Below are 24,438 nucleotides of genomic sequence, written 5' to 3' on the forward strand. Positions count from 1 at the left end.
CTGCCTGCTTCTTTTACAGCCACTGGATGAAAGCAGTTTTATCACTGCTGTTGTAACCGGCAGACTCGTAGAACCGCAGGGTTTTCGGATCTTTGGAACCGGTGAGCAGCATCATCTTATAGCAGTTTTCTTTCAGGGCAATTTCCTTTGCGTAGTTGAGGCAGGCGGTGGCCAGGCCTTTTCCCCGGTAATCCTCACGGGTCACCACGTTCTCCACAAACGCGTAGGGCCTGACGTTCCTCGTCAGGTTCGGGATAATGACGCAGACGCAGGAAGAGACGATCTGCCCGTCCACTTCATTCACGATCAGGTGATGGTTTTCATCTTCCGTGATCAGGGCCCAGGTATCCCGCAGATGCTGGTCATGCTCCGGGATACTGTCCTCGTGCAGGAACAGATACAGGTTCAGCAGGGCATCAAGATCGTCTTTGCGTGCTTCGCGTACCATATATAACTCTCCTGTCAGATTTGATTCAGGTAGTTCAGAAGCTTTTCCTTTTTATTGGATACTTTGCCGTCCATAACGGCTTCCAGCAGGGTCTGCAGGGCTTCGCCCACGGCCTTGCCCTTCAGCCCGGCCGCCAGCAGGTCCCGGCCGTTGACAGCCAGGTCCTTTAGGGTGAAGCAGGGCTGTTCCGCCAGCAGGGCATCCAGGGCAGCCATCCGCTCTTTCAGCCGGAGATCCTCCCGCTCCCGGGTGGTATAGCCTGTGGCCGTCCGGTCGGAACAGTGAATGAGGAAAATGGCCCGCAGGTCCTCTTCTCCGAACTTGTTAAGCCGGCGCAGGAGGAAGGAACGGTCGGTATTGATCTCTCCGCTCTGGGTGCGCAGGGGAATGTCGTGATGCAGCACCAGGTTGCAGAGCCGGTCACGGAAGGCGTTGTCCAGCCGCAGGGTATCCGCGGCCTTCCGGGCAATCTGTTCGGAAATCTTCGGATGACCGAAGTAGTGGCCTTCGCCTTTTTCGTCTGTGGTACGGGCGGCAGGCTTGCCTGTATCATGCAGGAGCATGGTGAGACGAAGTACCGGATCCGGCGGGACGCCCTCAACGCCCCGGACAGTATGCTCCCACAGGTCATAGCTGTGATGATGGTTCTGCTGGTCGTAGCCGATCATGGGCCGGATCTCCGGGATGATCTCCGCCAGCACTTCCGGATACTCCCGGAGGATACGCCCGGCGGCTTTGCCGCACAGGAGCTTGAGCAGTTCCTCCCGGATCCGTTCCCCGGCGACCCGGGAAAGGTCCGGAGCCATTTTCCGCAGGGCGGCGGAGGTGGAAGGCTCAATGGCAAAATCATAGACGGAGGCGAAACGCAGGGCCCGGAGAATGCGCAGGGCGTCCTCATCGAAGCGTTTTTCCGCTTCGCCAACGCAGCGGATGAGACCGGCGGCCAGGTCAGTCTGTCCGTCAAAGGGATCCGCAAGACCGGTTTCGGGATTCCAGGCCATGGCATTGACGGTGAAATCCCGCCGGGCCAGGTCTTCCGTCAGGTTGTCCACAAAGTGGACAGAGTCCGGATGACGGTGGTCGGTATAGTCCCCGTCGATCCGGTAGGTGGTTACCTCATAGGGAACATGATCCACCACAACGGTCAGTGTGCCGTGCTTCAGGCCGGTTTCCACGGTATGAAGATCATGAAAGACTTCCTGCATCTGCTCCGGCAGGGCGGAGGTACAGATATCCCAGTCATGGGGCTCCAGACCCAGCATGGAATCCCGGACGCAGCCGCCGACCACATAAGCAGAGAAGCCGGATTCATTCAGCCGGCGGAGCAGGACGGTGACGGGAGCGGGAAGCTGCAAAAACAATTCACAATTCATAATTCACATCGATTTAATTCAGAATTCAGAATTAAGAATTCAGAATTAATATTGGACGCTGCTGCAGAATGTTTACAAAATATTATAGCATTACAGAGTAACAGTTCTCAAGAATAAAGAGTGAAAAGTAAAAAAGCCGAAAGCAGAGCTTTCGGCAATCGGCTGCGGCCGGGGAGATCCCTCCACTTCGGTCGGGATGACATCTGTGGGATGTCAGTTAAGAGTTTCCGCGACAATGAACGGTTATTGGAGAGTGAAGCTGTGGAGAGCCGCAGAACCAGGACCAACATAGGTGAAGTACAGGGCGTTAACGCCATCGGGAATGGAGACTTCCGCGGTGTATTCCGTCCAGACATTGGTGAATTCCACCGGAATGGAAGCCAGGGCGAGACCGTCCCAGGAAGTCTTCACTTCGAAGGCACCGGAACAGTAGCCTCGGACCTCAATGGTTACGGACTTCACGCCCTTGCAGTCGAAATACTTAAAGCCACAGGTGGCGCCGTCCAGCATATTCATGATATAAGCCTGTTCTTCGTCCCCGTCTTTTCCGTCCTGGGTGATGCGGGGGAAACAGCCATCCGCCCAGACACCGCCGCCGTAGCCGCCGGTATAGACAGTATCCTTCTTTGTGAACAGGTTGCAGGCGATATAGGCGGGATAGGTGCCCCGGCCTTCCAGCGGTCCGCCGTTGAGGCCGCAGGAGGTCATCTCCACCTGGGGAATGGATCCGTCCGGCAGGAGGGTCACTTCCTGGGCCATACCCTGGCGGCTGTAAGTGGTGCCGTTGGTCTGGCGGTGATAGAAGATATAGGTCTTATCCCCGATGCCGACGAGGCCGCCGTGGTTGTTGCCGCCGTAATACATGGGCTTCCCCGCCGGTTTATAACTGCTGATGCCGATGTCGTTGTTGCTGACGACCACACCCTTATACTCAAAACCGTGATCCGGATATTTGCTGACTGCCAGGCACAGCTCATGCATCACAATGGAAGAATAGATGAAGTAATACAGGTCTCCGAACTTCCGGATGGAGGAGGCCTCGAAGAATTCATGGCCTTCATAGCCGGAACCTTCGCTGTAGGGTTTGCTAGGCATGATGAAGACGGGTTCCTGCTCAATGGTCAGCATGTCTTCCGCCAGTTTTGTGCACATGGGGCCATGGCGGCCTTTATCGAAGGGAGAGCAGAATCCGGTGTAGAGCCAGGTCTTTCCGTTTTCGGTGATCACACCGGGATCGAACTGGGGCTCGTCCCCGGGACGGTTGCCCAGCAGGCCGCCGTCCTTGTCATGCACATGGCCGTAGAATTCATATTTGCCGGCGGGAGTGTCGCAGACGGCAACAGCAACGCGGCTCTGCTTGTCCAGCACATAATAGAGGTAATAACGGCCGTCCGGTCCCTGCGTAACGTCAGGCGCGTAGAGGCAGGCTTTTCCTTCCGGGTTGTCCGGGTCATCGGTCTTCCGGTAGATGACGCCTTCATAGCGCCAGTTTCCCAGGTCATCCACCGGCGCGGACCAGCAGACGTAATCGTTCAGGCAGAAAACATGGCCGTTGAACCGGTCATGGGAGCCGTAAACATAGACCCGGCCGCCAAATACATGGGGTTCGCCGTCGGGAATGTATTCCCATCCGGGAAGATAGGGGTTGAAAGCCTGCATACCGTCATTCCTCCTGATACTCTGTTTGTTCATATTATATATCAGGGAAAAGTGAAAATCATCAGACAAATCGGCGGTCAGGACAGGACAAAAACAGCAAAAAAAGGAGACGGATAAACCGTCTCCTGATCAATCCTCTTTGGGAGCGGAAAGCTTCCGCATGAGGAGATAAAAACCGGTGCCGATCAAAACGCCCAGACCGTTTTCCAGCAGGTCATCTATATCGCAGATGCCCCGGTGGGACACCAGCTGGATCAGTTCGATCGCGATGATCACAAGGAAGCCGGAGATGACCGCGGCTTTGGGTGAAACCTTCCGGAAAGCTCCGCATAAGGCCGGCACAAAGGGGACAAAAATGAGAACGTTGCTTTTGATGTTAAAGAGGTTGTCATCCCGGAAGGGGATGAAATTGTACCGGGCGTCCATAAGCGGCGAACGCTCAAAAAATACCAGGTACGCGGTTCCGACAAGCCAGATCACCAGGATGATCCGCTGGTATATACGATTCTCCCTTTCCAGTCCGCTGAACATCAGCAGGGCTGTCAGGGCGAGATGAATGAGGATCAGCAGTCCGTTATGGTTATAGACAATATCAAGAATCGAATTGAGCATCAGGCCCTCCTTTACAACTGAAGTACGTATTTCCAGGCACTTTCCTCCGGATCGTGGAAATAATGCTCCTCAACCCGGTCCAGCTTATAGCCGCATTTTTCAAAGGTTTGCTGCATGGCTTTGTTGGTGGATCTGGTTTCTCCGCAGAAACGGAACATGCCGTCGTTCTTCATTTCTTCGGTCACCCGGTTCAGCAGCCGGCCGGCGATGCCCTGGTTCCGGTAGTCCGGATGTACGGAAACGTTCATGATCTTGACGTAATCATGTTCACCTTTCCAGTTGTAGATGAATACATTACCGATCAGTTTGTCACCGTCGGTCATGGCGTAATAGACAGCCCGTTCGTCCTCCAGCAGTTCACGCCAGTCAGCTTCCTTCCAGCGGTCCGGAACGGGGAAACAGAGCTCTTCAAGCCCCAAAATGGCATCCAGGCTTTCAATACCCAGTTTTTTGATTGTATACATGATGATATCTCTCCAGTTTTGATTAAATATCAGTTTTAGCGGACGGATCAGGGATGTTCAGCACATATTTCCAGGCGCTTTCGTCAGGATCGTGGAAATAATGCTCCTCAACCCGGTCCAGCTTATAGCCGCATTTTTCAAAGGTTTGCTGCATGGCTTTGTTGGTGGATCGGGTTTCCCCGCAGAAACGGTACATGCCGAGCTTTGTCATGTCCTCCGTTACCTGGTTCAGCAGCTGGCCGGCAATGCCCTGGTTCCGGTAATCCGGATGAACGGAAACATTCATGACCTTGACATAGTCGCGTACGCCCAGCCAGTTGCAGATGAATACGTTGCCGATCAGCTTGTCACCATCGGTCATGGCGTAATAGACATCCCTGTCCCGCTCCAGCAGCATGCGCCAGTCTTCTTCCTTCCAGCGGTCCGGGGCGGGAAAGCACAGTTTTTCCAGGTTCAGAATGGAATCAAGGCTTTCGATGCCCAGCTTTTTAATTGTGTACATGATGATATATCTCCAATCAGTGTTTACAGGATTTTTTCCATTCCCACTTTGTAGGGAACGAGGCCCAGTTTTTCATAGAAAGCCATGGCGCCGGGGTTGCAGCTCCAGACGTTCAGGGTGACGTTATAGGCACCCTTTTCCCGGGCAAAGGCAAGGATATGCTCATACAGCGCCCGGCCGGCACCCCAGCCGCGGGCAGCTTCGTCCACACAGATATCGTCAATGTAGACAGTGGTGTGTTCCACAAGCAGCTGGCCGCCGGAATGCTGCATGATACAGAAGCCGTGTCCCAGGACGCGGTCTCCGTCATCCACGCAGACGAAGACAGGCGTTTCGTCATCCGCGAGGATTATTTCCAGTTCCGCGGCGCTGTATTTGGTGGCCGGCCCCTTGAAAAGATCGGGCCTGCCGTTATGATGGACCATATCTACCTGCAGCAGCAGGTTCAGGATCACGGGAATATCCCGTGGTTCAGCGCGTCGTACAGTCAGCATGGCAGGTTGGCTCCTTGCTTGGATTTGGTTCAGGCAAACCTGTCATACATATTATCAAACGAAAAAGAATGCCGTCAATGTTCCGTTTTCAGGAAGGGAAATACAGGATTAAAACAGAAAAACAGATAAGGGTCTGTCACGTTTTTCAGTCTGAAACGTTATATAATGAGAACGGTATTGTGTGATCAGCGGGCAGGCCTGTCTGTATATAAACGGAGGAACAATGATGAAAAGATCCGGCAAAAAGGTTTGGTACAGTCACCGTGGAACGGTGATCGTTTTTATTATCCTCAGGGCGCTGGTGGTGCTGACCGGTGTGCTTTCCGCCCTGCGGGGAGATTATGAATCGGTTTTTATCTCGGTGATCACCTTTTTCCTGCTGCTGCTTCCCAGCATCATTTCCAGAAAGCTGCGGATCGAACTGCCCAGCACGCTGGAGATCATCCTGCTGTGCTTCATCTTCGCGTCAACCATCCTGGGGGAGATCAACAAGTTTTATGTGCGCGTACCCCACTGGGATACAGTGCTGCATACGATCAACGGATTCTGTTTTGCGGCAATCGGTTTTTCGCTGGTGGATATGCTGAACAGGCACGAACGAGTATCGCTCCGCCTTTCGCCTCTTTTCCTGGCTATTGTGGCCTTCTGCTTTTCCATGACCATCGGCGTACTGTGGGAGTTTTATGAATACGCGGGAGACCGGTTCTTTGTGCTGGATATGCAGAAGGATACGGTGATCAATGAATTCAATTCTGTTTCCCTGGATGAAACCCAGAACAATATTCCGATCCATGTTTCGGATATCACGGACGTGGCTGTCATTCATTCGGACGGCAGCACACAGGCCCTGGGACTGGGCGGGTACCTGGATGTGGGGATTCACGATACCATGAAGGACCTGCTGGTCAACATGGTCGGGGCGGTGGTGTTTTCCACCATCGGCTACTGCTTTGTGAAACAGAAGGGAAAAGGAAAATTCGCCCCGCGGTTCATTCCCCGTGTGCTGACAGACGGGGAGCAGGAAGAGAACCGTGAGACGAAGGAAGAACAGGATATTACCGGATAACGGGATTCAGATAAGACTGTCGGAGATGGTCCTTCGGCCGAGCTCGCCGAAGTCAGGTTCTTTCTTTATAAAATCACAGATCATCAGGTTTTCCCTGCCGGGTTCAGCTTCGCTGAGCACCCTGCCGGAAGCGTCGAACAGCGCGGTGGGCGCCGTCTGGTGAGGGCTTGAAGTGTTGACGGTGAAAACCGGACAGGCGTTTTCGACTGCCCGCGTCTGCACATGCCCCCGGATCAGGGCATAACGGTCCGGATCAGCGTGATCGGAAACGTCATGGAACAGGATGATGTTCAGATCGGTTTTTGCACGGTAAAGCTCCCGGAAATACTCGGGGAAACGGACTTCAAAGCAGATGCGGATGCCGACCTTCAGGGAACCGATCCGCACAATGCCGTCCCGGCTGCCCGGATCAAAGTGATCCCTGTCCCAGCCCCAGAGGGCCCGCTTGTCATATTCCGTTACGGAGCCGTCCGGCGCGAAAAACAGGGCGGCGTTAACAAACGACGCGTTCCGGGAGAGGATGGTACCGGCCAGGAGAAAGATGTGGTGCCGGACCGCGGCATCCCTGAGCTGCCGGTGCGCTTCCTCCGAAAGGGCCTCATCAACAGCATCCGGGGAGGGGATTTCCAGCGGCGGATAACCCGTGACGGCGCACTCCGGAAAAACAAGCAGTTCAACGCCTTCCCGAACCGCCTGATCCACAGCGGCCAGGATACGGGACGTGTTTTCCGTGATGTTTCCGGTTACCGGAAACTGATAAGCACCGATCTTCATCAGGGGCTCCTTTCCACAGGCGTATTACAGTACAAACATGAGATACAGGATCGGAAAAGCTTTCCTGATATCCCGGTTGAGCAGCAGCCAGGTGAGGCCGTAGAAAACGCTGACAATCAGCAGGGCCAGACCGCCGGTCAGGCTGCCTTTGGTCAGTATGTGCGCCAGGCCCCAGGTCAGCCCGGCGACAATCCCGCCATAGGGAATGAGCACATTGCTGCCGTGATGGAACCAGTTCTCAAAAGCCTTCTGGCCAAAGGAAATGATCAGGAGGACCAGACCGACTTCAAAGGCATAATAGATATACTGGAAAATGAATTTCAGCCAGCCGTTGTAGCGGAATTCCTTGATGACCTTGGAGCCGTTCCAGTCATACCAGGAGTAAACAAGCATCAGCACAAACAGAACGGCGACCACGGCCCACTGCCAGCCCTTCATCCGCGAACCGCGCGCGAGGACATCATAACCGAGCTCCGACTTCGCGGATCTGATCAGGAAGAAAATCATAAGGCCCCAGCAGATGCAGGTAAGAACCCAGTGGCTGATGTTCTGCAGGTCGGACCACTCATTCATGGATCGTCCGTAGAGCAGCGGTTCAATAACGAACGCAAGCAGCAATTCTATTCCAAGGCAGGCAAAGGCCATCAGTGCATAGGACAGGAAAGGCCAGCCTTTGGTATTGTCAATACGTTTTTCCATTCGAAAAACCTCCTCCAGACCGGAAAATGATAAGGTAAACAATACCATTTTATTCCAGCCTGCGCAATGAGACGCGCTGTATGAAAAAAGCAATTATATCCAATACCGGCGGTATGGGACGGGATATGCTTTGCCTGTAAAAAACAAAAGGAGGAGGAACCCCATGAACAACGAAACCTTTGAAGCCTTTAAAGCAGGGCGACTGTGCCTGGAGGACCGGACGATCCCTTTTACGGACATTCCCTGGTCTGCCCATCCCGTATTTGAAGGAGTGGAGCTCAAGCACATCGTTACGGCCAGGGATACAGATGGCGCGTTCAGCTATCACCTGGTCCGTATTGCCCCCAACAAACGGATCGGGGACCACATCCATGAGACACAGCTGGAAACCCATGAGGTGATCGCGGGAGACGGAACCTGTATCAACGGCGGGTTCAGCCAGCGGTATACCCCGGGCACGATTGCCATCCTGCCGGCAAAAGTGCACCATGAGGTGCAGGCGGGAGAACAGGGGCTTTACCTGTTTGCCAAGTTTTTTCCGGCACTTTGCTGATCTCCAGCCCGGATCGCGTCCCGGTACTGGGCGGGGGTAAGTCCCACGACTTTCTGAAAGCATCTGTCCAGGTGGCTCTGGTCGGCAAAGCCCGCATCATAGGTCACCCGGGAGATGCTTTTTTCTTCCTCCAGCAGTTTCTGGGCTTTGCGGACCCGGCACTGGATCTGGAACTGGTGGGGTGTCAGCCCGAAAGCCTTCCGGAAGCGCCGGATCATATAATACGGGCTGATATGGGCGTCTTTTGCCATTTCCCTGATGAGGTACAGGTTTTCAGGTTGTTCCAGGATGGCGCGGCGAAGCTGCTGCAGGTTCGGGTCCGAAGGTTCCGGCTCAGTCCGGACGCAGAGGACCATCATGGAATAAGATTCTCCGTCAGCGGGCCCGATTTCATGGAGGACATCCGGCGGGATGCGGAAGGTGTCTCCTTTTCCGCAGAGAAGTTCCGCTCCGTTCAGTACAAGCCGGATACGTCCTTCCTCCACATAACCCAGGGTCAGGTGGGAGGTGTGGGTGTGAGGCGCGTAGGTTTTTGTCCAGTTCCTGTAATGGACAATCTCAATCCGGTCGTTGGCTTTGCTGTAGGTGATCGCTTCCGTCTGGTTTTCCATTTTACTGCCTCCGTGTCAGAAACCGATGATGATCTTCAGGAAAAGAAGCAGCAGGACAGCCAGGATGACCGGGCGAACAATCCTTGTTCCCCGGGACAGGGCCAGACCGGAGCCCAGGTAATTGCCGGCCATATTACAGAATGCTCCCGCCAGTCCGAGAAGAAACACCACCTGGCCGTTCAGCAGAAAGACAACGAGGGAAGTGATATTGGAAGTCAGGTTGATGACCTTGGCCTGAGCGTTGGCGGAGGAAACGGACATTCTCGCGAAGACAGTAAAGGCTATGATCAGGAAGGTGCCGGTTCCCGGACCGTAAAAGCCGTCATAGGCGCCGATAAACAGGGCGGACAGGATGCAGATTACCATGGTTCGGCGGTTGGCTTCCGCTTCTCCGCCCCGGTCCCGGAACAGGTGCCGGTTCAGCACAAAGAAGGCGGCCACGGGAAGCACGGCAAAAAGGATGTACTTCATGACATCCTCGCTGACAAGCAGGGAAAGCCGAGCACCCAGGGTGGAACCGGCAAAGGCCGCCACGGCGGCAGGAAGGGCCAACTCCAGATTGATCAACCCGTGGCGCAGAAAACGGCCTGTGGACAGGGAGGTGCCGCAGGTGGAGGAAAGCTTGTTGGTAGCGATAGCCTGGTGTACGGGCAGGCCGGCCAGCAGATAGGCCGGAAGGGAAATAAGTCCGCCGCCCCCGCCGATGGAATCCACGAAACCGGCGAGAAACAGCAGGGGACAGACGATCAGAAAGGATAAAGGTGTCAGAATCATAATGCACTCCCTGTTTTCAGGCAGATAATAAGATCATCCATACAGTTATCTTTTTTTTCGGGCCAGCCACACATTGTAGGCCAGAATGGAACAGACCACGATGACGGCGCCGGTGACAGCCAGGGCAGAGACCTGTTCACCATAGAAGACGGCCACCAGCAGCGGGTTCATGATGGGCTCCATACCGGTGATCAGGCTGGCAGTGACAGCCTGAGTGTGCCGGATGCCGATGGAAAAGAGAATATAAGCGCCGCCCACCTGCACAATACCCAGGGCGAGGACCGCTGCCATGACCGGAAGGGAAAAATCCGTTTCCCTGAAGCACAGGGGAGTCATGACCAGGCCGGCGGTCAGCTGGCCGAGAAAGCAGGAGGAAATGGCATCCGCTCCTTTTCCGGTGTTCATCATGAATACACCGGCATAGCAGACGCCGGACAGGATTGCGACGATATTGCCGGTCAGATTGCCGGCCTGGATGCCGTCCACAAAGAACAGTACCACGCCCAGCAGAACCAGGAAGCAGGTGACAAGATCCACCCGGCCGGGCTTCTGGTGATAGAACAGGGACATAAACAGGATTACGAACACCGGCGCGGTAAACTGCAGCACAATGGTGTTGGCGGCGGTGGTCAGCTTGTTCGCGACTGCGAAAAGCGTGGTCACGCCGATCATGGACAGCGCGCCGATCAATACCCGCCGGTTGAAGACGATTTTGCGGCGGGTGATCAGCAGGTAGAGACCGATAACCGCAGCACCGATCAGGTTGCGGGCTCCGTTAATGGCCAGGGCAGACCACGGAACCAGTTTGATAAACAGACCGCCCGTGCTGAAACACACGGAGGCCAGAAATACAAACAGAACGGACCGGCGTTCTTTTACCGATGAAACCTGATTCTTCATAACAACTCCCGCGTACAGCCTGCGCTGATACTGAACCGTGAAAGGGCTCGCGTCAGTTTACTATACCGTGGTCGGAACAGCAAGAGGAAAAACGGAAAAGGCGCATAAAAAAGGAGGCGCGCGTCAGGCGCACCTCCTGTTCTGTGCATGGGATGTCAATCGGATGATTTGGATGCTCTTACCGCCTCATCGCTGTACAGCTTGTTCTGGGTCTTTGTGCCGGCTTTGCCGTCCGCTTCCAGGCCGTTGGCTTCCTGGAAGGCTTTCAGCGCGGTCTCAGTCATTTCGCCGAACTTACCGTCGGCGGTGCCGCTGAGGTAGCCCAGATCGATCAGCCGCTTCTGCAGCTTTTTGACCTCGCTGCCCTCGCTGCCCAGTTCCAGCGTGGAACCGCTGGAGGCGGAGCCTGTGGGCGCCTTGGAGGAGAACAGGGCTTCAATGGTTTTGGGACCGGCCTTGCCATCCGCCCAGAGCTTGGCCTTCTTCTGGAAGGCGATGACGGCGGCCTCGGTGGCCTCGTCATAGGTGCCGGAGGCGGAGCCGGACAGCCAGCCCAGTTCGATCAGCCGGTTCTGCAGGGCCTTGACGTCCTTGCCCTTCTTGCCGGAATCCAGGTAGGTATCCTTGGAGATCTTGCCGGCGGAGGAAGAAGTGGAAGCGGAGCTGTCAGAAGAAGCGGACTTGGCGGTGACGGCGCTGGTGCCGTACAGCTTCTCCAGGGTCTTCGGACCGGCCTTGCCGTCCGCGGTGAGGCCGTTGGCCTTCTGGAAGGCGATTACGGCATCCTCTGTTCCGGCACCGAAATCACCGTCCGCGGATCCCTTGTAATAACCAAGCTCTTTCAGCTTCTTCTGCATTTCGCGCACATCTTCACTGTCGGTGAAACCGCGCTGCAGGCTCTTGGGTGTCGGGGAAGGCTCGGCAGAGGGCATTTCTGTAACCGGCGCGGAGGTGACGGTCTCGATATCCGGATAATCCGGCTGGTATGTCTCCTCAGCGTCGGGAGTATCTGTTTCCAAACCGGAATCGTCTCCCCAGGGAATATTCCAGCCGCTTTCAGCAGGCTTGTCAGTTTCTGTTTCATCCGGAAGGAATCCGGTGTCATCACCGAAGAGGTTCTGGGTTTCTGCCGGCTGCGGTTCAGGCGTAGAGGTCACAACCTGTTCCGGCGGAAGTGTATTGAAGTGCGGACTGTTTGTCTCGTCCGGAGACTGGTGGCATCCTGCCAGCAGCAGGCACAGCGCCAGCAGCGCGGCCAGTCCGATGATTTTCATGTATCTTTTCATGCTTATCCCTTCTCAGTTTCTCAGTATTTCAGGATCCGGGGAACACAGACAGTGTACCATATTTCCCGGTTTTGCCAAAGTGCGGCGCCTGCGATCCGCCTGCCGCGGATCAGGGGGAGGTGACGGTTCCTGTTGAATCCGTCCTGCTATATAAACGATTCAGCGGTGGAATTTGTTCCGCTTGAGTCATACATAAAAGGAAATGCAGGTTCGAAAAAATCATATTGACATAAATAGTACTATATAGTAATATCTCATATAGAAGGAGGGATGACATGAAAGCTTCCCGCAGCGGTGATTATATCGCCCAGATCAGACTGATCGGCGGCCGGGTGTTTGAAAAGCTCCTGGCTGCTTCCGGAACGGACACCTTCAACGGACCCCAGGGCAAGATCATGGACGCGCTCTGGCAGAAGGACGGTCTGTCCGCTCATGAAATCGGCCAGCGGACGGGTCTTGCCAACAGCACGCTGACCAGCATGCTGGACCGGATGGAAAGTGCCGGACTGGCGGAGCGGAGGAGATCCAAAGAGGACCGCCGGGTGATCCAGGTGTTTCCGGGGCCGAAGGCACTGGCCTGCCGGGAACAGTATGCCGCCCTTTCAGAAAAAATGACGGAGATCTACTTCCAGGGCTTCTCGGAAGAGGAGATTGAAGCATTTGAAGGTTACCTGCTGCGTGTACTGGATAACGTGCGCGCCGCGGACAGCAATGACAAAATGATCAAATAAAACCGGAGGAACAGACAAATGAAGAAAATCAGCCTGAAGCCCACCAACGACTACTGCCCCCAGACCCTTTTCCTTTACGGAACCTATGATGAGAATGGCAAGCCGGATTTCGGCCTTTTCTGCTGGTTCAGCTATACCTGGGAAAAGGAACTGGGCGTGATGGCCTGTATCGGCGGAAGCAAGCGCACCAAGGACAATATTCATAAGAGCAGAGTATTCTCTGCCAACCTGGTGACGGAAAAGATCCTGCCCCTGGCGGACTATATGGGAGTTGTCGACGGTAACAAGCCGGAGAAAATGGAAGGACTGGACCTGGAGATCGAAAAAGGACAGGTGCTGCCTGTGCCGGTGCTCATGGATTCTCCGGTTACCTTTGAACTGGAAGTGAAGGAGTTCCTGCCCAGGCAGGACGGTGAGGTTATGCTTTGCGCCATCCGCAACGTGCTGCAGGATGAAACCCTTGCCGATAAAGCAAAAACGTCCACGGAGAAGCTGGTGGAGATCGCGCCGGTGCAGACCACCTGCAGCCGCTATTTCAGCTGGAAGGGTGAAAACCTGGGCGCCTGGGGCGAGCCGATGAAGACGTTCAGCAAGAAAAACGGATAACTGTCATTCATGCACCCGCAGCCATATCAGGCCACGGGTGTTTTTTTGCTTCGGAAGGGAATACAACCGCTATACGGGACAAAGACGGAGAGACATGATATAATACGCTTTGATCATTTAACACAGTAAAGGAGCAGAAGAACATGAAGAAAAAACTGACTGCGATGCTGCTGGCACTGTGCATGCTGCTGGCAACCCTTCCCGCGCTGGGAGAAGATGCTTCCGGAACCTGGTATTACGTTGTGGCGGATGTCAATATCGGAGTATTTGAACTCAGGGAAGACGGTACCGCCGACGCGACGGTAAACGGTGAGACAGTATTAACCGGAACCTGGACAACTGCGGGCACCTTCGTTACCATTTCGATCGAAGGGGATACCTTGACCCTCGCCTATGACGGTTCCACCCTTACCGCGGAGGGATTTCCGATGACGCTTTCCCGGGAAGCAGGTAAAGTGGATTTTGACACGATCCTGCTGATGAATGATCCGCGTTTCGTCACGCCGGAAGGGATGACAGCTGCTGAAATGGAAGGGATCGCAAAGGCTTTTAACGAGGAAATGAAGAAACTGGGGTTGTCGATGGAGCCTCCGGCTGAGCGGCCGGAAACCGCCGCTGAGAGTGAGACGGCTGAGCTGGAGGTCCTGAACGAGAATTTTTTCGTGGTCAAAGGGTATCATGATGATTACCGTGCTGTTTATTTTGCCAAGGTTCGGAACAACAACCGTTTCCCCGTTTATATTTCCAATGGCAGCATGCAGGTGCTGAATACGGAAGGGGTGCAGGTCGGCGAGGCAAAATATCTGCTCCCGTCCGGATCGGCCTACCTGGATGCCGGTGAGGTCTCTTTTATCCACCTGACCGCGGATATTCCTGAGGACGCTGAGGTTACCTACACCAGACAGTTTGAGGTACAGCCAAAATATATATATGCCCGCGATATCGCCATACCCACATCGGATGACGGATTTACCACGGGCCAGACATGGCCGGGTGAAAATGCTATGTGGGTGACTGTAACCAATACCACAAAGGATCCTGTGCCTGATATCCATGTGGTTTTTGCCCTGGAGGATGATAACGGAACGATCTGGGATATTGAATACACAACGCTGTATAATGGCTCGCTGTGCTCCGGCAGTTCCATCATCATGAAGACACAGGCGGATAATGATGTCATGGAATACTGTAAGGAACACGGTATTAAACTGACCGCCATGGAGGCTTCCGCCTGGGCATCGGTCCGGTAAAGACCTGTAAAATCAAACGGCTGTGCGTGATACGCACAGCCGTTTTTTGATCAATGTGTTTTCCGGTAATCCAGCCGGACGAGCTTTTTGCCGTTGGGCAGGGGAGTATCTTCCCGCAGGATTTCCTCATAGCCGATGGATTTCAGGACTTCCGTCAGGACATTTTCCTCCATCTGGTGATGCACCTCATCCAGCCGGTCAAAGGCGTGGAGGTACGGGGAGTCAGAAACCCATTCGGCTTCATCGGTGTTGATCTGGATGACGCAGGAAACCCATTCCGGATCCACCCGGCGGACCACCCGGCTGAAAGCGTCATAGCCGATGTATTCCACCAGCAGGTCAGCAATGACCAGTTCAGTCTGCGGCAGCTGATCAGCGTCCTTTACCAGGTCCAGGCAAAGGAATTCCAGGATGTCCCGCAGCAGGGCATGCCGTTCCGCGGCGGCCTTCAGGTAGGCTTCGTTGATATCGACCGCCCAGACGGTGTCATACTTTTCCTTCCGTATATGCTCCAGGCCGTTTCCGCCGGCGGCGCCGAGAACCATGGCGGTCCGGACGGGCCGGGCTTCAAACTGATCCTTCATGATCCGGTTCAGCGCCCGGAGCTGGCCGACGGAGTCCAGAGACATGTGGCTTTCATAGTCGTCCAGCGGAATCTCTTTCCAGGGATGGTTCATGAGGGATTTCTCCTGTCAATGTTTTATACGCTCAGGTAGCGGTCCATCAGGCGGGCAGTGATCACATACATGATACCGGCCAGGACCAGGGCCACAACACCCTGCAGCAGGAGCGACGCGATGACGCCGATGGAGGAGGGGATCAGGAGCATAAGCTTCCGGATCACATAGTTCAGGAGGATATAAAGCGCGAAAGTGATCAGCAGGTTGCCTTTCTTTCCGTTCAGGAGGGCGGAGGAGATCACGTCGGCAAAATAGGCGGTGATCACGCTGCACAGCAGGCCGCAGAGGAGATTGAACAGCATAGCGGAGATGTTCGAAAAGGAGGGAACCAGGTCCGGATTGAAACTCTTCAGGATCGAGGTAACGAACTGGATTTCCTTTTCAACCATGGAGAAGTCCAGCGTGCCGAGCCCCAGGCCCACTGCACCCAGAACCAGCAGGGTCAGGCCGCATTCCGCCACCTTGGCGCCCAGGATCTTATAGGTGCTGTTGGGGGTCATGAACAGCATGTATCCCTGGCGGGTGTTCATATCCTTGTGCAGGGTGACCAGGCTCAGAATGCCGACAAGGAGGAAACTGAACATGGTGGCCATCATGAAAAGGATGACGCCCAGTGTCTTTGTGTCGCCCTGATCAGTCAGGCATCCGTACAGGAAGACACATTCCATAATAAGGATAATCGCGAAAATAAGGAGTTTCGGGAAAGCGGTTTTCCTGAATTCGTATTTTAAAAGCTTCATCATTATGCCTCTACCTCCCCGTGACCGAAGATCGCACGGTAACGGTCCGCCATGGAAACGCCGTCAACCTCGCGCATTTCTTCCAGGTCCCGTACTTCAATCAATACGCCTTTGCGGATGAACACTGCCCGGTCCGCGATTGCTTCCATCTCCTCCACCAGGTGGCTGGAAAGAAGCAGGAGCTTTTCAGGGGTTGCCGCTTTCAGAATGGCGGCGCGGATTTCATCCCGGGCAAGCAGGTCGATGCCGTTGAAGGGCTCGTCCAGCATGTAGACTTTGGCGTTCCGGGCCAGGGTGAGGGCAATCTTCATCTTGGCCACCATACCGCTGGACAGGGTACGGATCTTATCCTTCTCGTTCAGGTCCATTTCGCGGAGCATGATGAGAAAGTTCTCCATGGAGAAGTCCTCAAAGAAATCGCTGTAGTATTTCCCGGCAGCCTCAATGGTCATCCAGTCATAAAAATAGGGTTCGGTGGACATATAAGCCACATCTTTGCGGCTTTCGATCCCCACAGGGTTTCCGTTGAAGAAGACTTCGCCGGAGGTGGGCTTGACCAGCCCCGCGGCCATCTTCATCCAGGTGGTTTTGCCGCTGCCGTTGGGCCCCAGCATAGCGTAGACATGCCCGGGTTCCATGGAGAGGGAGACATTGTCCACGGCAGTTTTCGCGCCGAATTTCTTAGTCAGTTCTCTGCTTTCAAGCATGATCTGTATCCTTCCTTTCATTCAGCAGGCGGACCGCGTCATCGCAGTCCAGACCGAGCGCCCGGAGATCCCGGAGAAAACGGTCTGCCGCTTCCGCAGCCATCTGTGTCCGCAGTGTCGAGATGGTTTCCCTGTTTTCTGTCACATAGGTTCCCATCCCCCGCCGGGTTTCGCAGAGGCCTTCGCGTTCCAGTTCCTGGTAGACTCTTGCCGCCGTGTTTGGATTGATGGAGAACTGCACAGCCAGGTCTCTTCCGCCGGGCAGCTTTTCCCCCGGGCCGATCGCACCGGTAACGATCGAACCCTTGATCCGGTTGACAACCTGCAGCCAGATGGGGCTCATGGGATCATAATCCATAACATCCTCCTCAACGGTGTCATAGTGTACGAGATAGATAGTACACTATGAAACTGCATCTGTCAACACCTTTTTGGATGTTTTTGGAAATAAGAACAGCATGGGCGGTGTTGCCCATGCTGAAGAATTCGGATATTTCAGGAGGAAAACGCTTATTGTTCTGCCTTCCGGATGGCATCGATCCGCTGGCTCAGGGTGGGATGGGAGTATTCCAGCTTTACCAGCAGGGGAGAAGGAGCCAGGTCAGCCAGGTTGTTCTTTGACAGCTTCTTCAGACCGCTGATCAATTCTTCGCCGTAGCCTTCCTTAACAGCCTGCGCGTCCGCACGGTATTCCGCCCGGCGGGAGATCCAGTTGGTCAGCAGCCCGAAGAGGGGAGCGACCAGGGGGAATTCCACGGACATAATCAGGATAATGGCAAAGCCGTAGTTCATACCGCTGAAACCGAAGTCCAGGAACAGCTCCGTTGTCCGCAGGGTCAGCCAGGCAAGGAGACCCAGAATGAGCATCTGCCCGAAGGAAAGGAACTGGCGCTTCAGGGTATCTTTATGGAGGCCGTGGCCCATTTCATGGGCAAAGACGGCGCAGATCTCATCAGGGGTCATGGATTCGACCAGGGTGTCATACAGCACGATGGTCTTCATCTTTCCGAAGCCGGTGAAATAGGCGTTGGACTTGGTGGTCCTGCGGGAGGCGTCCATGACCTTGATGGCCCGCACCTTGTAACCGTTCTTCTCCAGCAGGCCGGAAAGCTTGTCCTTCAGTTCGCCATCCTCCAGGGGAGTGAACTTATTGAAGATTTTGCTGAAAACGGGATACAGGAAGGTTATTCCCAGCAGGAGCAGTGTCATCAGCACCGCAAAGGCCAGGATCAGCCAGTCACCCAGGGCGGTATGCACTGCCATCAGGATGCCGCCGACGGCAAGCGTGATGATCAGGCTTATGATGAAGCTTTTAACCTGGTCAGCCCAGAAGGTTTTGGCGGTGGACTTGTTGAACCCGTATTTTTCCTCGATCACCATGGTCTCATGCCAGGAGAAGGGAATCAGGACCAGGGAGGACAGGGCGGACAGCAGAAATACCGCGAACATCTGCAGGAAGGGATCTTCCTTCGGGAAAAGTCCGGCGAAGGCGGCATAGACGTTGAACGCCAGCAGTGCCAGCTCCACCAGGAAGGTGACCGTGGACGTGACGATGGCAAAGCGGGATTTTTCCGCATGATAGGACCGCCACTTCAGATAGGTTTCCCGGTCATACACATCGGCTACATTTTCGGGGATCGGGTTTTTCTCCGACCGCATGCGGATGACGTTCAGCAACAGGTTGTACAGCCAGATGACGGTAAAGATTACCAGTACCAGTACTTTCAGGTTCATATCGTATGATCCTCCTAAAGGTTTACCCTTATTACGGTGACATCATAAACCGGGCAGGTCAGCAGTTCCACTGCTGATTCAGAGAAATAACAGGGGCTATTGTTCAGTTTTGCGCTTACCGGAGATACAGAAGACTCAGGGCGATCAGCAGCTGGCCCAGGTAGTACAGGCTGATGTTCATCACCCGGAGGCTCTGCCTGGTTTCTTTACCGAAGGTGTTCAGGATCAGGACGATATCGCTGAGCAGGAACAGGACAGCGCCTGCGGCGAAGACTGCCGTGAACGCGGAAGGGGATACGATCAAGTTTCCGATGGCTACGCAGTTCAGGAGCATGATTGCGCCGATATAGACAATACCAAAGATCTTGAACGCTTTTTTCGCGGTGATCCGGGCAAAAATCCATTTCATCAGCAGGGCGGTCAGGATCACACCGATGATCACACAGATCCACAAGGGAGCCGCGCCTTTCAGGATGGCGATAAGATAAAGGATATGGCCGCTGAGGAACACAATGATCCCGACCAGGAAGATCAGCTGTCCCTTCTTCGGAAATACCATGCGGAGATTCAGAAGCACATCCGCGATACAGCCAAGCAGCAGGCCGGCGGTGATAAGCTTTGCCGTCGGGGAACCGCCGGAAAGCAGGAAACCGAGGATCACAAAGCAGGCGGAGGCAAGCCCCTTCAGCACAACGGCAGGGACGTAGCGCTTTTTGCTCTCCTGAAGGAGAAAGACGGCAGCGAGGCACAGGCAGAGGGGAACGAGCAGATAAGTCATCAGTCACACATCCTTTCTCAGTCTTATGACAGGAGAACCGTGCCGGGGTCACGTAAGCACGGACAGGAGGTATTCCAGGTTCTGTTCAACGGGCAGGGTGCCGTCTATCCGGATGACGGGGCAGTCGGTTCCTTCCAGCCAGCTTGTCACATAGTCTTCCGGACGGCTGTCCGTCAGGGCGTACCAGCTTTGTTCCTTTTCATACAGATCGCCTCCGGGAAGCACCCGGTCTCCGAATTTCTGATAGGAACGATCTCTTACCCGGTGGCTCAGTACCTCCCTCGGTACTTCTATCAGCACGATATGATCCAGGAAGGACGGAAGCTTCTCTCCGTAATCTCCCTTAACCGCGGCAAACACAAACCGGTGGTCTTTCTCGATGAGTTCCTCCAGGTGCCGGACAACCTCTTCATGGCTTCTGGGCGCTGAAAAGAGGTAGGACGGATCATCCTTTGGAAAGTATAAATCTTCATTGTCAATAAAACGGTATCCCAGCCGTTCGGCAAGAATCCGGCCCAGGGTGCTTTTTCCAGCACCGTTCAGTCCGCAGATCAGGATTCCCATCAATTCTGTTCCTCTGTTTTCTCTGTTATTAATTGCAAATCAGTCCAGGGAGGCATACATGGAAGCCATCAGCTTCGGAATGAAACGGTAATGCTCTCCGGGACGGTTTGTGGTCAGGTAAACGCAGGTCAGGTTTTCCTTCGGGTCAACGCAGAACCAGTTGCCAAAGGCACCGTCCCAGCCCCATTCGCCGACGGAACCGTTGATGCCTGCCAGCTCCGGATTGGTCATGACGCGTACGCCCAGGCCGTAGCCGTAGCCCCGCTGGGTATCCCAGTTGTCGCTCCTGCGCTGTTCCGGGGTCAGGTGATCGGTGGAGATCAGGTCGATGGTTTTCCGGCCAAGGATCCGGACGCCATCCAGGGTGCCGCCGTGGAGCAGCATCTGGGCAAAACGGGAATAATCCCTTACGGTGGAGAACATGCCGCCTCCGCCGCTTTCAAATTCCGGCTTTGAGGTGGGCGCGCCCCTGTCGCTGGGCTTCATACCTTCGTTGATATTGTACAGCGTGGCGATCCGGTCCAGCTTGTCCGCCGGAACAAAGAATCCGGTATCAGTCATGCCGAGGGGATCAAAGACATTTTCCTTCAGGTATTCGCCCAGGGATTTGCCGGTGAGCACCTCAATCACAGCACCCAGGACGTCAATGGAAAAGCCGTACATCCACCTTTCACCGGGCTCAAAGGCGAGGGGCAGCTGGCCGACGAGATTGACATATCCCACAGTACCCGGAAAGGAGAGAGGGTTTGACATCCATTCTTTTTCCTTTTCAATGCGGATCCGGCCCGCAGCGGTGTCCGCCCAGCCATAGGGAACGCCGCTGGTCATGGTGAAGAGCTGGCGCATGGTTACTTCGCCTTTGGCATCGACAATCTCATAGGAGCCGTCCGGCTTTTCCTTCGCGATCTTCGGGTTTTTGAATCCTGGCAGGTACTTGCTGACAGGATCCCAGAGCTTGAACAGTCCCTGCTCATAAAGCTGCATGATGCCGGCTACGGTGATCACCTTGGACATGGACGCGATGGGAAAGATGGTATCAGCGGACATTTTGAGCTTGCTCTCTATATCCGCGTACCCGAAGCTTTCTTCAAAAAGGACTTCGTCATTGCGCATGATGCGGGCGGAGCAGCCGGCAATCTCGCCGGAGTCCACAAAGCGGCTGAGGGTATTGTGAATAAGCTGGGTCATATATATTCCTCCTTCAGGGACAGGGGAGACGGTCTCGCCGTCACATCCGGTCCTGTTTCAGTTTCGCGTAGAAGACCAGGTCAAACAGCCCCTGGTTGTTCCTGCCGGCCTGGCGGTGGATGCCTTCCTTTTGCATGCCTGCCTTCTGCATGACCTTTCCGGAATTCGGATTCCGGATATCATGGCCGGCTTCGATCCGGTTGACGCCGACCCGGTCAAACAGGAAATCCACCACCGCTGCCAAGGCTTCCGGCATATAGCCCTTGCCCCACCATGCGCTGCCGATGGCATAGGTAACCTCCACGCATTCCGTCAGTTCGTGGACGGTGGGGGCGGCGATGGTCCCGATGACATCATCCGTTTCCTTCAGGACGATCGCCCAGCAGTAACGGGCAGGGTTTTCGTACCGCCGGATAAAGTCTTCCAGCAGCGCTTCCGTTTCCGCGGGGCTTTCATGCAGTTTCCAGGTCAGGTAAATGTTGACCTTCGGATCGGAGCAGACGTTCCGGTAAAACGCGGGAGCGTCAGACAATTCAAATCTCCGAAGAATGAGCCGGTCTGTTTCCAGCGGCAATGTTCCGCAATGATTCATGGCAGCCTCCGGCAGCAAATATGCTGTATGATCAGGTTGGGCTTCAGAAGGTTTTACTGGCGTTTATAGTAGGGTTCACCGGTGGCAGCCTGCTGCCCGAGGGAGTCCTCATAGGGGATCATGTCAAGATAATACCCTTTCGGAAGGAACGGCTGAGCCGCATCAGCTATTCCGCTGACAGCAGTATTCCAATCCCCGGTACAATCAATGACAAGCAGGAAACTCTGCTCTTTTTCGGAAGTCATAAGCTTCAGCCAGAAAGCATTGATATCCGGATTGCCCTGAGCATATTTCGCGGCGGCTTCCGCCATTTCGGTCGGAAAATCAGCAGGGTCACCCAGGAAAACCGGGGTGTCCTCCTGGACAACATGCTGGACTCTGCCGGTGTTCAGGTATTCCTTATGCTCCTTCATGCTGAGCACATTCGCCGGTGTGATCACAAAGGGGTCGCCGTACGGATTGATCGTGATTCCCTTTGTGATGATGCCGTCATTGCCTCCGGCGATGGCGGCCAGATCATCAAAGGAAACAATGAGGGTTTTGGTTTGATCTCCTATATACTGAGGGCCCTTTTTGAGTTCTGTCCAGTCGGTGTAGGCAGGAATATACGCGTCTGCTCCGTCTGTTGCATCGAACATGGGGATGGACATGGTGCCGCCCTGCTTAAACTCGCCTTTTCCGTTGCCGTAATCCTCATAATCCGCGTCATCCATTTCGAAGACCAGGAGCAGATAAGCGTTCATTGCGATCTCTTCAGCAACCTGCTCCATCAGGACGGAAGCTTCCGCATCGTCTGCATCCCGGTATTTTGCCAGGAGTTCAGTGAGTCTGGGGTTTTCGACGGGGGTATTGACATCCGGATAGGTGTTTTGCGGTACCTGGGCGGGATCGGTGCTTTCTGCTTCCTGAGCGAATACTGAAAAGGGGAAAACGAGGATGGTGATAACCATCAGGATCAGCAGCACGCGGGAGAAGCGGGTGGTTCTTTTCATGTCGAATTCCTCCGTATTCATTTTCTGCAGCTGTTGAGAGTATATCACATCAGCTGCAAATATGGTGTAACAACTGTGTAAAAACACAGCGGTGAGACAGGGCGCTGTTTCCTTGTCCGATATCCGCTGTATAACAACTGTTACAAAAAGGTAGACGATATGACAGGAGGAATTGTTCCCGTGCAGCAAAAATGCGGCACTGCAGCCGTGACGGCCGGAAGAACGAAAGTGTGTCAGGAGAACCGTCCCCTTGTCACGGAGTCGTGTATAAAAGAAAATGTGTAATATATACTTGACAGAAATTCCTGTATATGTTAATATGCGCTCAGAAGGGGGTGGTTCCGATAGGCAGGAATCTGAAAATCAAGGCAGCCAGGGCTGAAAAGGATATGACGCAGAAGGCTCTGGCGGAAACTGTCGGGATTTCCCGGCAAACCATGAACGCTATTGAACAGGGAGAGTTCAATCCCACCATACGGCTCTGCAGGGCAATCTGTCGTGTGCTTGGGAAGAGCCTGGACGAATTATTCGGAGAGGAGAATGAGGATGAATAAGAATGCAAAGAAAAACATCCTGGACGAGATGCAGGACCAGAAAATGCTGAAGCTGGAAGAATACGGTTTCTGGATTCTGTTCTGGGCACTGGCTGCGGCTATCCTGATCCAGCTGCTTATGGGCGGAACACTAAGGCAGATTGCCGGGGAAGCAATCGTCCTGTTGGTCGGAAGCGTATTTTATGTTTTCAGCAGTCTTCGGAACGGTCTGTGGACCCGGAACGTGACACCAACCCGGAAGGGAAACCTTTCTGCGGCAATCATTGCGGCTCTGTTGGTGGGCATGCTGAATGCGGTGAAGATTCTGAAAAAGCCGGAAGTCATTACTAATGATATCCTGCCTGCTATTGCATTCACGGCAGCGGCCTTTGTGGTGTGTTTTATCGTGCTGGAACTGTTCCGGGTTGTTTACAGGAACAGGCGGGCGAAACTGGACGATGTGGATGAGAAAACCGAAGAATAATAAGAAAATTCCATAACAAGAAAGAGGCAGGAGCTCCTGCCTCTTTTGGTTATACATGAAAATCAATGGAATTTGTAATGGGTGGTTTCGATGATTTCTTCCTCTTCGGGAGCGGATTCCTTTGCTTCTTCGGCGGTCTCTTCTTCAGCGGTTTCTTCGGCATTCCTGTTCCTGAGACGGAAGAACATCAGCAGGCCGAGGATTGTGCCGATGAGCAGGCTTTTTCCGGAGAAGAAAGCAGTGAAGAAGAAGCTGATGTTCTGGAAGAACATGGACAGCGCGGCACCCAGTGAAATTTCCATAATGCTCATGATCATACGGATGGAAGCGATAAAGCTCCAGCCGCCCCAGAACAGAAGGACAGAGAGGCAAAGCAGCGTAAAGCGGCGGATGCTCTTTTTCCTGCCGCGGGAAGCGTTCCGATTCATAAACACAGCAATTCCCTCCTTTCCGGGTACGGAAGGGATCAATTCCCTGCCGATGGGGGAATAATATCATTTCCGCTATAAAAATAAAAGGATGAAAGGGGAAAAATAAGGGTGGATATTTTCCTCCTGCCGGAGACAGGGCTTCTTCTTGAAGACATGCCGGGGATGTAATATAATCCTGCTGAAGCCGGGTTTTCCGGAGGAAACAGGAGGAAT

At 54.3% G+C, this 24,438-nt stretch carries 31 protein-coding genes; 7 read left to right on the forward strand and 24 right to left on the reverse strand.

The annotated features are described in order from the left end of the window. Window positions 1-13: 13 nt before the first annotated feature. The 7 genes from JYE50_RS01450 to JYE50_RS01480 form a co-directional block, all read right to left on the reverse strand. On the reverse strand, window positions 14-448 hold the full coding sequence (locus JYE50_RS01450) for a GNAT family N-acetyltransferase (RefSeq protein WP_084096582.1): 435 nt from the start codon (window positions 446-448) through the stop codon (window positions 14-16). Between the two features lie 14 nt (window positions 449-462). Then, window positions 463-1,821, reverse strand: coding sequence for a CCA tRNA nucleotidyltransferase (locus JYE50_RS01455; RefSeq protein ID WP_283399242.1), 1,359 nt, complete (start codon window positions 1,819-1,821; stop codon window positions 463-465). Between the two features lie 243 nt (window positions 1,822-2,064). Then, complete coding sequence (locus JYE50_RS01460) at window positions 2,065-3,480, reverse strand: family 43 glycosylhydrolase (protein WP_084096581.1); 1,416 nt, start codon at window positions 3,478-3,480, stop codon at window positions 2,065-2,067. A 129-nt stretch (window positions 3,481-3,609) separates the two neighbouring features. Beyond that, complete coding sequence (locus JYE50_RS01465; RefSeq protein ID WP_084096580.1) at window positions 3,610-4,092, reverse strand: VanZ family protein; 483 nt, start codon at window positions 4,090-4,092, stop codon at window positions 3,610-3,612. An 11-nt stretch (window positions 4,093-4,103) separates the two neighbouring features. Further along, complete coding sequence (locus JYE50_RS01470; protein WP_084096579.1) at window positions 4,104-4,556, reverse strand: GNAT family N-acetyltransferase; 453 nt, start codon at window positions 4,554-4,556, stop codon at window positions 4,104-4,106. 22 nt (window positions 4,557-4,578) lie between these two features. Then, entirely contained in the window at window positions 4,579-5,058 is a 480-nt protein-coding gene (locus JYE50_RS01475) for a GNAT family N-acetyltransferase (protein WP_084096578.1), read from the reverse strand. 23 nt (window positions 5,059-5,081) lie between these two features. After that, window positions 5,082-5,552 carry a GNAT family N-acetyltransferase gene (locus JYE50_RS01480; RefSeq protein ID WP_084096577.1) on the reverse strand — a complete coding sequence of 157 codons (471 nt, stop codon included), beginning with the start codon at window positions 5,550-5,552 and terminating at the stop codon, window positions 5,082-5,084. A gap of 223 nt (window positions 5,553-5,775) precedes the next feature. Here JYE50_RS01480 and JYE50_RS01485 point away from each other — a divergent pair, with 223 nt between their 5' ends. Next, window positions 5,776-6,618: a DUF2238 domain-containing protein gene (locus JYE50_RS01485; protein ID WP_084096576.1), complete on the forward strand. Its 843-nt coding sequence runs from the start codon at window positions 5,776-5,778 to the stop codon at window positions 6,616-6,618. 6 nt (window positions 6,619-6,624) lie between these two features. Here JYE50_RS01485 and JYE50_RS01490 read toward each other — a convergent pair whose 3' ends face one another. Together JYE50_RS01490 and JYE50_RS01495 are read right to left on the reverse strand one after the other, a co-directional pair. Further along, window positions 6,625-7,392, reverse strand: a complete 768-nt coding sequence (locus JYE50_RS01490; RefSeq protein WP_084096575.1) for a carbon-nitrogen hydrolase family protein — start codon at window positions 7,390-7,392, stop codon at window positions 6,625-6,627. Window positions 7,393-7,416: 24 nt separating this feature from the next. Further along, window positions 7,417-8,091 carry a hypothetical protein gene (locus JYE50_RS01495; protein WP_283399241.1) on the reverse strand — a complete coding sequence of 225 codons (675 nt, stop codon included), beginning with the start codon at window positions 8,089-8,091 and terminating at the stop codon, window positions 7,417-7,419. Window positions 8,092-8,254: 163 nt separating this feature from the next. Between JYE50_RS01495 and JYE50_RS01500 the strand changes: the two genes are divergently transcribed. Then, window positions 8,255-8,644 carry a cupin domain-containing protein gene (locus JYE50_RS01500; RefSeq protein WP_084096574.1) on the forward strand — a complete coding sequence of 130 codons (390 nt, stop codon included), beginning with the start codon at window positions 8,255-8,257 and terminating at the stop codon, window positions 8,642-8,644. Here the strand turns inward: JYE50_RS01500 and JYE50_RS01505 are convergent. The 4 genes from JYE50_RS01505 to JYE50_RS01520 form a co-directional block, all read right to left on the reverse strand. Further along, on the reverse strand, window positions 8,608-9,255 hold the full coding sequence (locus JYE50_RS01505) for a helix-turn-helix domain-containing protein (protein ID WP_084096573.1): 648 nt from the start codon (window positions 9,253-9,255) through the stop codon (window positions 8,608-8,610). The genes JYE50_RS01500 and JYE50_RS01505 overlap by 37 nt on opposite strands. A gap of 15 nt (window positions 9,256-9,270) precedes the next feature. Then, window positions 9,271-10,029 (reverse strand): TSUP family transporter, encoded by a 759-nt coding sequence (locus tag JYE50_RS01510; RefSeq protein ID WP_084096572.1) that lies wholly within the window; start codon window positions 10,027-10,029, stop codon window positions 9,271-9,273. Window positions 10,030-10,074: 45 nt separating this feature from the next. After that, window positions 10,075-10,929, reverse strand: a complete 855-nt coding sequence (locus JYE50_RS01515) for a DMT family transporter (protein WP_084096571.1) — start codon at window positions 10,927-10,929, stop codon at window positions 10,075-10,077. A gap of 155 nt (window positions 10,930-11,084) precedes the next feature. Next, a complete protein-coding gene (locus JYE50_RS01520; RefSeq protein WP_084096570.1) occupies window positions 11,085-12,215 on the reverse strand; it encodes a peptidoglycan-binding domain-containing protein in 1,131 nt (376 codons plus the stop codon). Window positions 12,216-12,490: 275 nt separating this feature from the next. Between JYE50_RS01520 and JYE50_RS01525 the strand changes: the two genes are divergently transcribed. The 3 genes from JYE50_RS01525 to JYE50_RS01535 all read left to right on the forward strand — a co-directional run bounded on the left by JYE50_RS01525 (window position 12,491) and on the right by JYE50_RS01535 (window position 14,802). Beyond that, entirely contained in the window at window positions 12,491-12,946 is a 456-nt protein-coding gene (locus JYE50_RS01525) for a MarR family transcriptional regulator (protein WP_084096569.1), read from the forward strand. 18 nt (window positions 12,947-12,964) lie between these two features. Further along, window positions 12,965-13,552 (forward strand): flavin reductase family protein, encoded by a 588-nt coding sequence (locus tag JYE50_RS01530; protein WP_084096568.1) that lies wholly within the window; start codon window positions 12,965-12,967, stop codon window positions 13,550-13,552. A gap of 143 nt (window positions 13,553-13,695) precedes the next feature. Then, window positions 13,696-14,802, forward strand: a complete 1,107-nt coding sequence (locus tag JYE50_RS01535) for a hypothetical protein (protein WP_084096567.1) — start codon at window positions 13,696-13,698, stop codon at window positions 14,800-14,802. Window positions 14,803-14,852: 50 nt separating this feature from the next. Here the strand turns inward: JYE50_RS01535 and JYE50_RS01540 are convergent, their stop codons facing one another. The 10 genes from JYE50_RS01540 to JYE50_RS01585 form a co-directional block, all read right to left on the reverse strand. Beyond that, on the reverse strand, window positions 14,853-15,479 hold the full coding sequence (locus tag JYE50_RS01540) for a class I SAM-dependent methyltransferase (protein ID WP_084096566.1): 627 nt from the start codon (window positions 15,477-15,479) through the stop codon (window positions 14,853-14,855). A 23-nt stretch (window positions 15,480-15,502) separates the two neighbouring features. Beyond that, entirely contained in the window at window positions 15,503-16,225 is a 723-nt protein-coding gene (locus JYE50_RS01545) for a hypothetical protein (RefSeq protein WP_084096565.1), read from the reverse strand. Beyond that, entirely contained in the window at window positions 16,225-16,929 is a 705-nt protein-coding gene (locus JYE50_RS01550; protein WP_084096564.1) for an ABC transporter ATP-binding protein, read from the reverse strand. The genes JYE50_RS01545 and JYE50_RS01550 overlap by 1 nt, the downstream gene beginning before the upstream one ends. Further along, window positions 16,922-17,287 carry a GntR family transcriptional regulator gene (locus JYE50_RS01555; protein ID WP_084096563.1) on the reverse strand — a complete coding sequence of 122 codons (366 nt, stop codon included), beginning with the start codon at window positions 17,285-17,287 and terminating at the stop codon, window positions 16,922-16,924. The genes JYE50_RS01550 and JYE50_RS01555 overlap by 8 nt, the downstream gene beginning before the upstream one ends. A gap of 152 nt (window positions 17,288-17,439) precedes the next feature. Next, complete coding sequence (locus JYE50_RS01560) at window positions 17,440-18,663, reverse strand: M48 family metallopeptidase (protein WP_084096562.1); 1,224 nt, start codon at window positions 18,661-18,663, stop codon at window positions 17,440-17,442. Window positions 18,664-18,778: 115 nt separating this feature from the next. Then, the gene (locus tag JYE50_RS01565; RefSeq protein ID WP_084096561.1) at window positions 18,779-19,441 is read right to left on the reverse strand and encodes a lysoplasmalogenase; all 663 of its coding nucleotides are present in this window, start codon (window positions 19,439-19,441) and stop codon (window positions 18,779-18,781) included. A 48-nt stretch (window positions 19,442-19,489) separates the two neighbouring features. Beyond that, window positions 19,490-20,005: an AAA family ATPase gene (locus JYE50_RS01570; protein ID WP_084096560.1), complete on the reverse strand. Its 516-nt coding sequence runs from the start codon at window positions 20,003-20,005 to the stop codon at window positions 19,490-19,492. A gap of 39 nt (window positions 20,006-20,044) precedes the next feature. After that, window positions 20,045-21,193, reverse strand: coding sequence for a serine hydrolase domain-containing protein (locus JYE50_RS01575; RefSeq protein ID WP_084096559.1), 1,149 nt, complete (start codon window positions 21,191-21,193; stop codon window positions 20,045-20,047). Window positions 21,194-21,233: 40 nt separating this feature from the next. Then, window positions 21,234-21,785: a GNAT family N-acetyltransferase gene (locus JYE50_RS01580; protein WP_084096558.1), complete on the reverse strand. Its 552-nt coding sequence runs from the start codon at window positions 21,783-21,785 to the stop codon at window positions 21,234-21,236. A 53-nt stretch (window positions 21,786-21,838) separates the two neighbouring features. Next, window positions 21,839-22,777, reverse strand: a complete 939-nt coding sequence (locus tag JYE50_RS01585) for an enhanced serine sensitivity protein SseB (RefSeq protein WP_179138395.1) — start codon at window positions 22,775-22,777, stop codon at window positions 21,839-21,841. 344 nt (window positions 22,778-23,121) lie between these two features. Here JYE50_RS01585 and JYE50_RS01590 point away from each other — a divergent pair, with 344 nt between their 5' ends. Both JYE50_RS01590 and JYE50_RS01595 read left to right on the forward strand, forming a co-directional pair. Continuing rightward, a complete protein-coding gene (locus JYE50_RS01590) occupies window positions 23,122-23,331 on the forward strand; it encodes a helix-turn-helix transcriptional regulator (protein ID WP_084096705.1) in 210 nt (69 codons plus the stop codon). Then, complete coding sequence (locus JYE50_RS01595; RefSeq protein WP_084096556.1) at window positions 23,324-23,794, forward strand: DUF6773 family protein; 471 nt, start codon at window positions 23,324-23,326, stop codon at window positions 23,792-23,794. The genes JYE50_RS01590 and JYE50_RS01595 overlap by 8 nt, the downstream gene beginning before the upstream one ends. A gap of 62 nt (window positions 23,795-23,856) precedes the next feature. Here JYE50_RS01595 and JYE50_RS01600 read toward each other — a convergent pair whose 3' ends face one another. Continuing rightward, the gene (locus tag JYE50_RS01600) at window positions 23,857-24,228 is read right to left on the reverse strand and encodes a hypothetical protein (RefSeq protein WP_084096555.1); all 372 of its coding nucleotides are present in this window, start codon (window positions 24,226-24,228) and stop codon (window positions 23,857-23,859) included. Between the last annotated feature and the right edge of the window lie 210 nt (window positions 24,229-24,438).

Origin of the sequence: Aristaeella lactis (assembly GCF_018118585.1) — a bacterium.
Classification (GTDB): Bacteria; Bacillota; Clostridia; order Christensenellales; family Aristaeellaceae; genus Aristaeella; species Aristaeella lactis.

Coding starts and splice junctions, on each gene's coding strand:
- JYE50_RS01450 (WP_084096582.1), bottom strand. CDS start 448: ATGGTACGCGAAGCACGCAAAGACGATCTTGATGCCCTGCTGAACCTG.
- JYE50_RS01455 (WP_283399242.1), bottom strand. CDS start 1,821: ATGAATTGTGAATTGTTTTTGCAGCTTCCCGCTCCCGTCACCGTCCTG.
- JYE50_RS01460 (WP_084096581.1), bottom strand. CDS start 3,480: ATGCAGGCTTTCAACCCCTATCTTCCCGGATGGGAATACATTCCCGAC.
- JYE50_RS01465 (WP_084096580.1), bottom strand. CDS start 4,092: ATGCTCAATTCGATTCTTGATATTGTCTATAACCATAACGGACTGCTG.
- JYE50_RS01470 (WP_084096579.1), bottom strand. CDS start 4,556: ATGTATACAATCAAAAAACTGGGTATTGAAAGCCTGGATGCCATTTTG.
- JYE50_RS01475 (WP_084096578.1), bottom strand. CDS start 5,058: ATGTACACAATTAAAAAGCTGGGCATCGAAAGCCTTGATTCCATTCTG.
- JYE50_RS01480 (WP_084096577.1), bottom strand. CDS start 5,552: ATGCTGACTGTACGACGCGCTGAACCACGGGATATTCCCGTGATCCTG.
- JYE50_RS01485 (WP_084096576.1), top strand. CDS start 5,776: ATGATGAAAAGATCCGGCAAAAAGGTTTGGTACAGTCACCGTGGAACG.
- JYE50_RS01490 (WP_084096575.1), bottom strand. CDS start 7,392: ATGAAGATCGGTGCTTATCAGTTTCCGGTAACCGGAAACATCACGGAA.
- JYE50_RS01495 (WP_283399241.1), bottom strand. CDS start 8,091: ATGGAAAAACGTATTGACAATACCAAAGGCTGGCCTTTCCTGTCCTAT.
- JYE50_RS01500 (WP_084096574.1), top strand. CDS start 8,255: ATGAACAACGAAACCTTTGAAGCCTTTAAAGCAGGGCGACTGTGCCTG.
- JYE50_RS01505 (WP_084096573.1), bottom strand. CDS start 9,255: ATGGAAAACCAGACGGAAGCGATCACCTACAGCAAAGCCAACGACCGG.
- JYE50_RS01510 (WP_084096572.1), bottom strand. CDS start 10,029: ATGATTCTGACACCTTTATCCTTTCTGATCGTCTGTCCCCTGCTGTTT.
- JYE50_RS01515 (WP_084096571.1), bottom strand. CDS start 10,929: ATGAAGAATCAGGTTTCATCGGTAAAAGAACGCCGGTCCGTTCTGTTT.
- JYE50_RS01520 (WP_084096570.1), bottom strand. CDS start 12,215: ATGAAAAGATACATGAAAATCATCGGACTGGCCGCGCTGCTGGCGCTG.
- JYE50_RS01525 (WP_084096569.1), top strand. CDS start 12,491: ATGAAAGCTTCCCGCAGCGGTGATTATATCGCCCAGATCAGACTGATC.
- JYE50_RS01530 (WP_084096568.1), top strand. CDS start 12,965: ATGAAGAAAATCAGCCTGAAGCCCACCAACGACTACTGCCCCCAGACC.
- JYE50_RS01535 (WP_084096567.1), top strand. CDS start 13,696: ATGAAGAAAAAACTGACTGCGATGCTGCTGGCACTGTGCATGCTGCTG.
- JYE50_RS01540 (WP_084096566.1), bottom strand. CDS start 15,479: ATGAACCATCCCTGGAAAGAGATTCCGCTGGACGACTATGAAAGCCAC.
- JYE50_RS01545 (WP_084096565.1), bottom strand. CDS start 16,225: ATGATGAAGCTTTTAAAATACGAATTCAGGAAAACCGCTTTCCCGAAA.
- JYE50_RS01550 (WP_084096564.1), bottom strand. CDS start 16,929: ATGCTTGAAAGCAGAGAACTGACTAAGAAATTCGGCGCGAAAACTGCC.
- JYE50_RS01555 (WP_084096563.1), bottom strand. CDS start 17,287: ATGGATTATGATCCCATGAGCCCCATCTGGCTGCAGGTTGTCAACCGG.
- JYE50_RS01560 (WP_084096562.1), bottom strand. CDS start 18,663: ATGAACCTGAAAGTACTGGTACTGGTAATCTTTACCGTCATCTGGCTG.
- JYE50_RS01565 (WP_084096561.1), bottom strand. CDS start 19,441: ATGACTTATCTGCTCGTTCCCCTCTGCCTGTGCCTCGCTGCCGTCTTT.
- JYE50_RS01570 (WP_084096560.1), bottom strand. CDS start 20,005: ATGGGAATCCTGATCTGCGGACTGAACGGTGCTGGAAAAAGCACCCTG.
- JYE50_RS01575 (WP_084096559.1), bottom strand. CDS start 21,193: ATGACCCAGCTTATTCACAATACCCTCAGCCGCTTTGTGGACTCCGGC.
- JYE50_RS01580 (WP_084096558.1), bottom strand. CDS start 21,785: ATGAATCATTGCGGAACATTGCCGCTGGAAACAGACCGGCTCATTCTT.
- JYE50_RS01585 (WP_179138395.1), bottom strand. CDS start 22,777: ATGAAAAGAACCACCCGCTTCTCCCGCGTGCTGCTGATCCTGATGGTT.
- JYE50_RS01595 (WP_084096556.1), top strand. CDS start 23,324: ATGAATAAGAATGCAAAGAAAAACATCCTGGACGAGATGCAGGACCAG.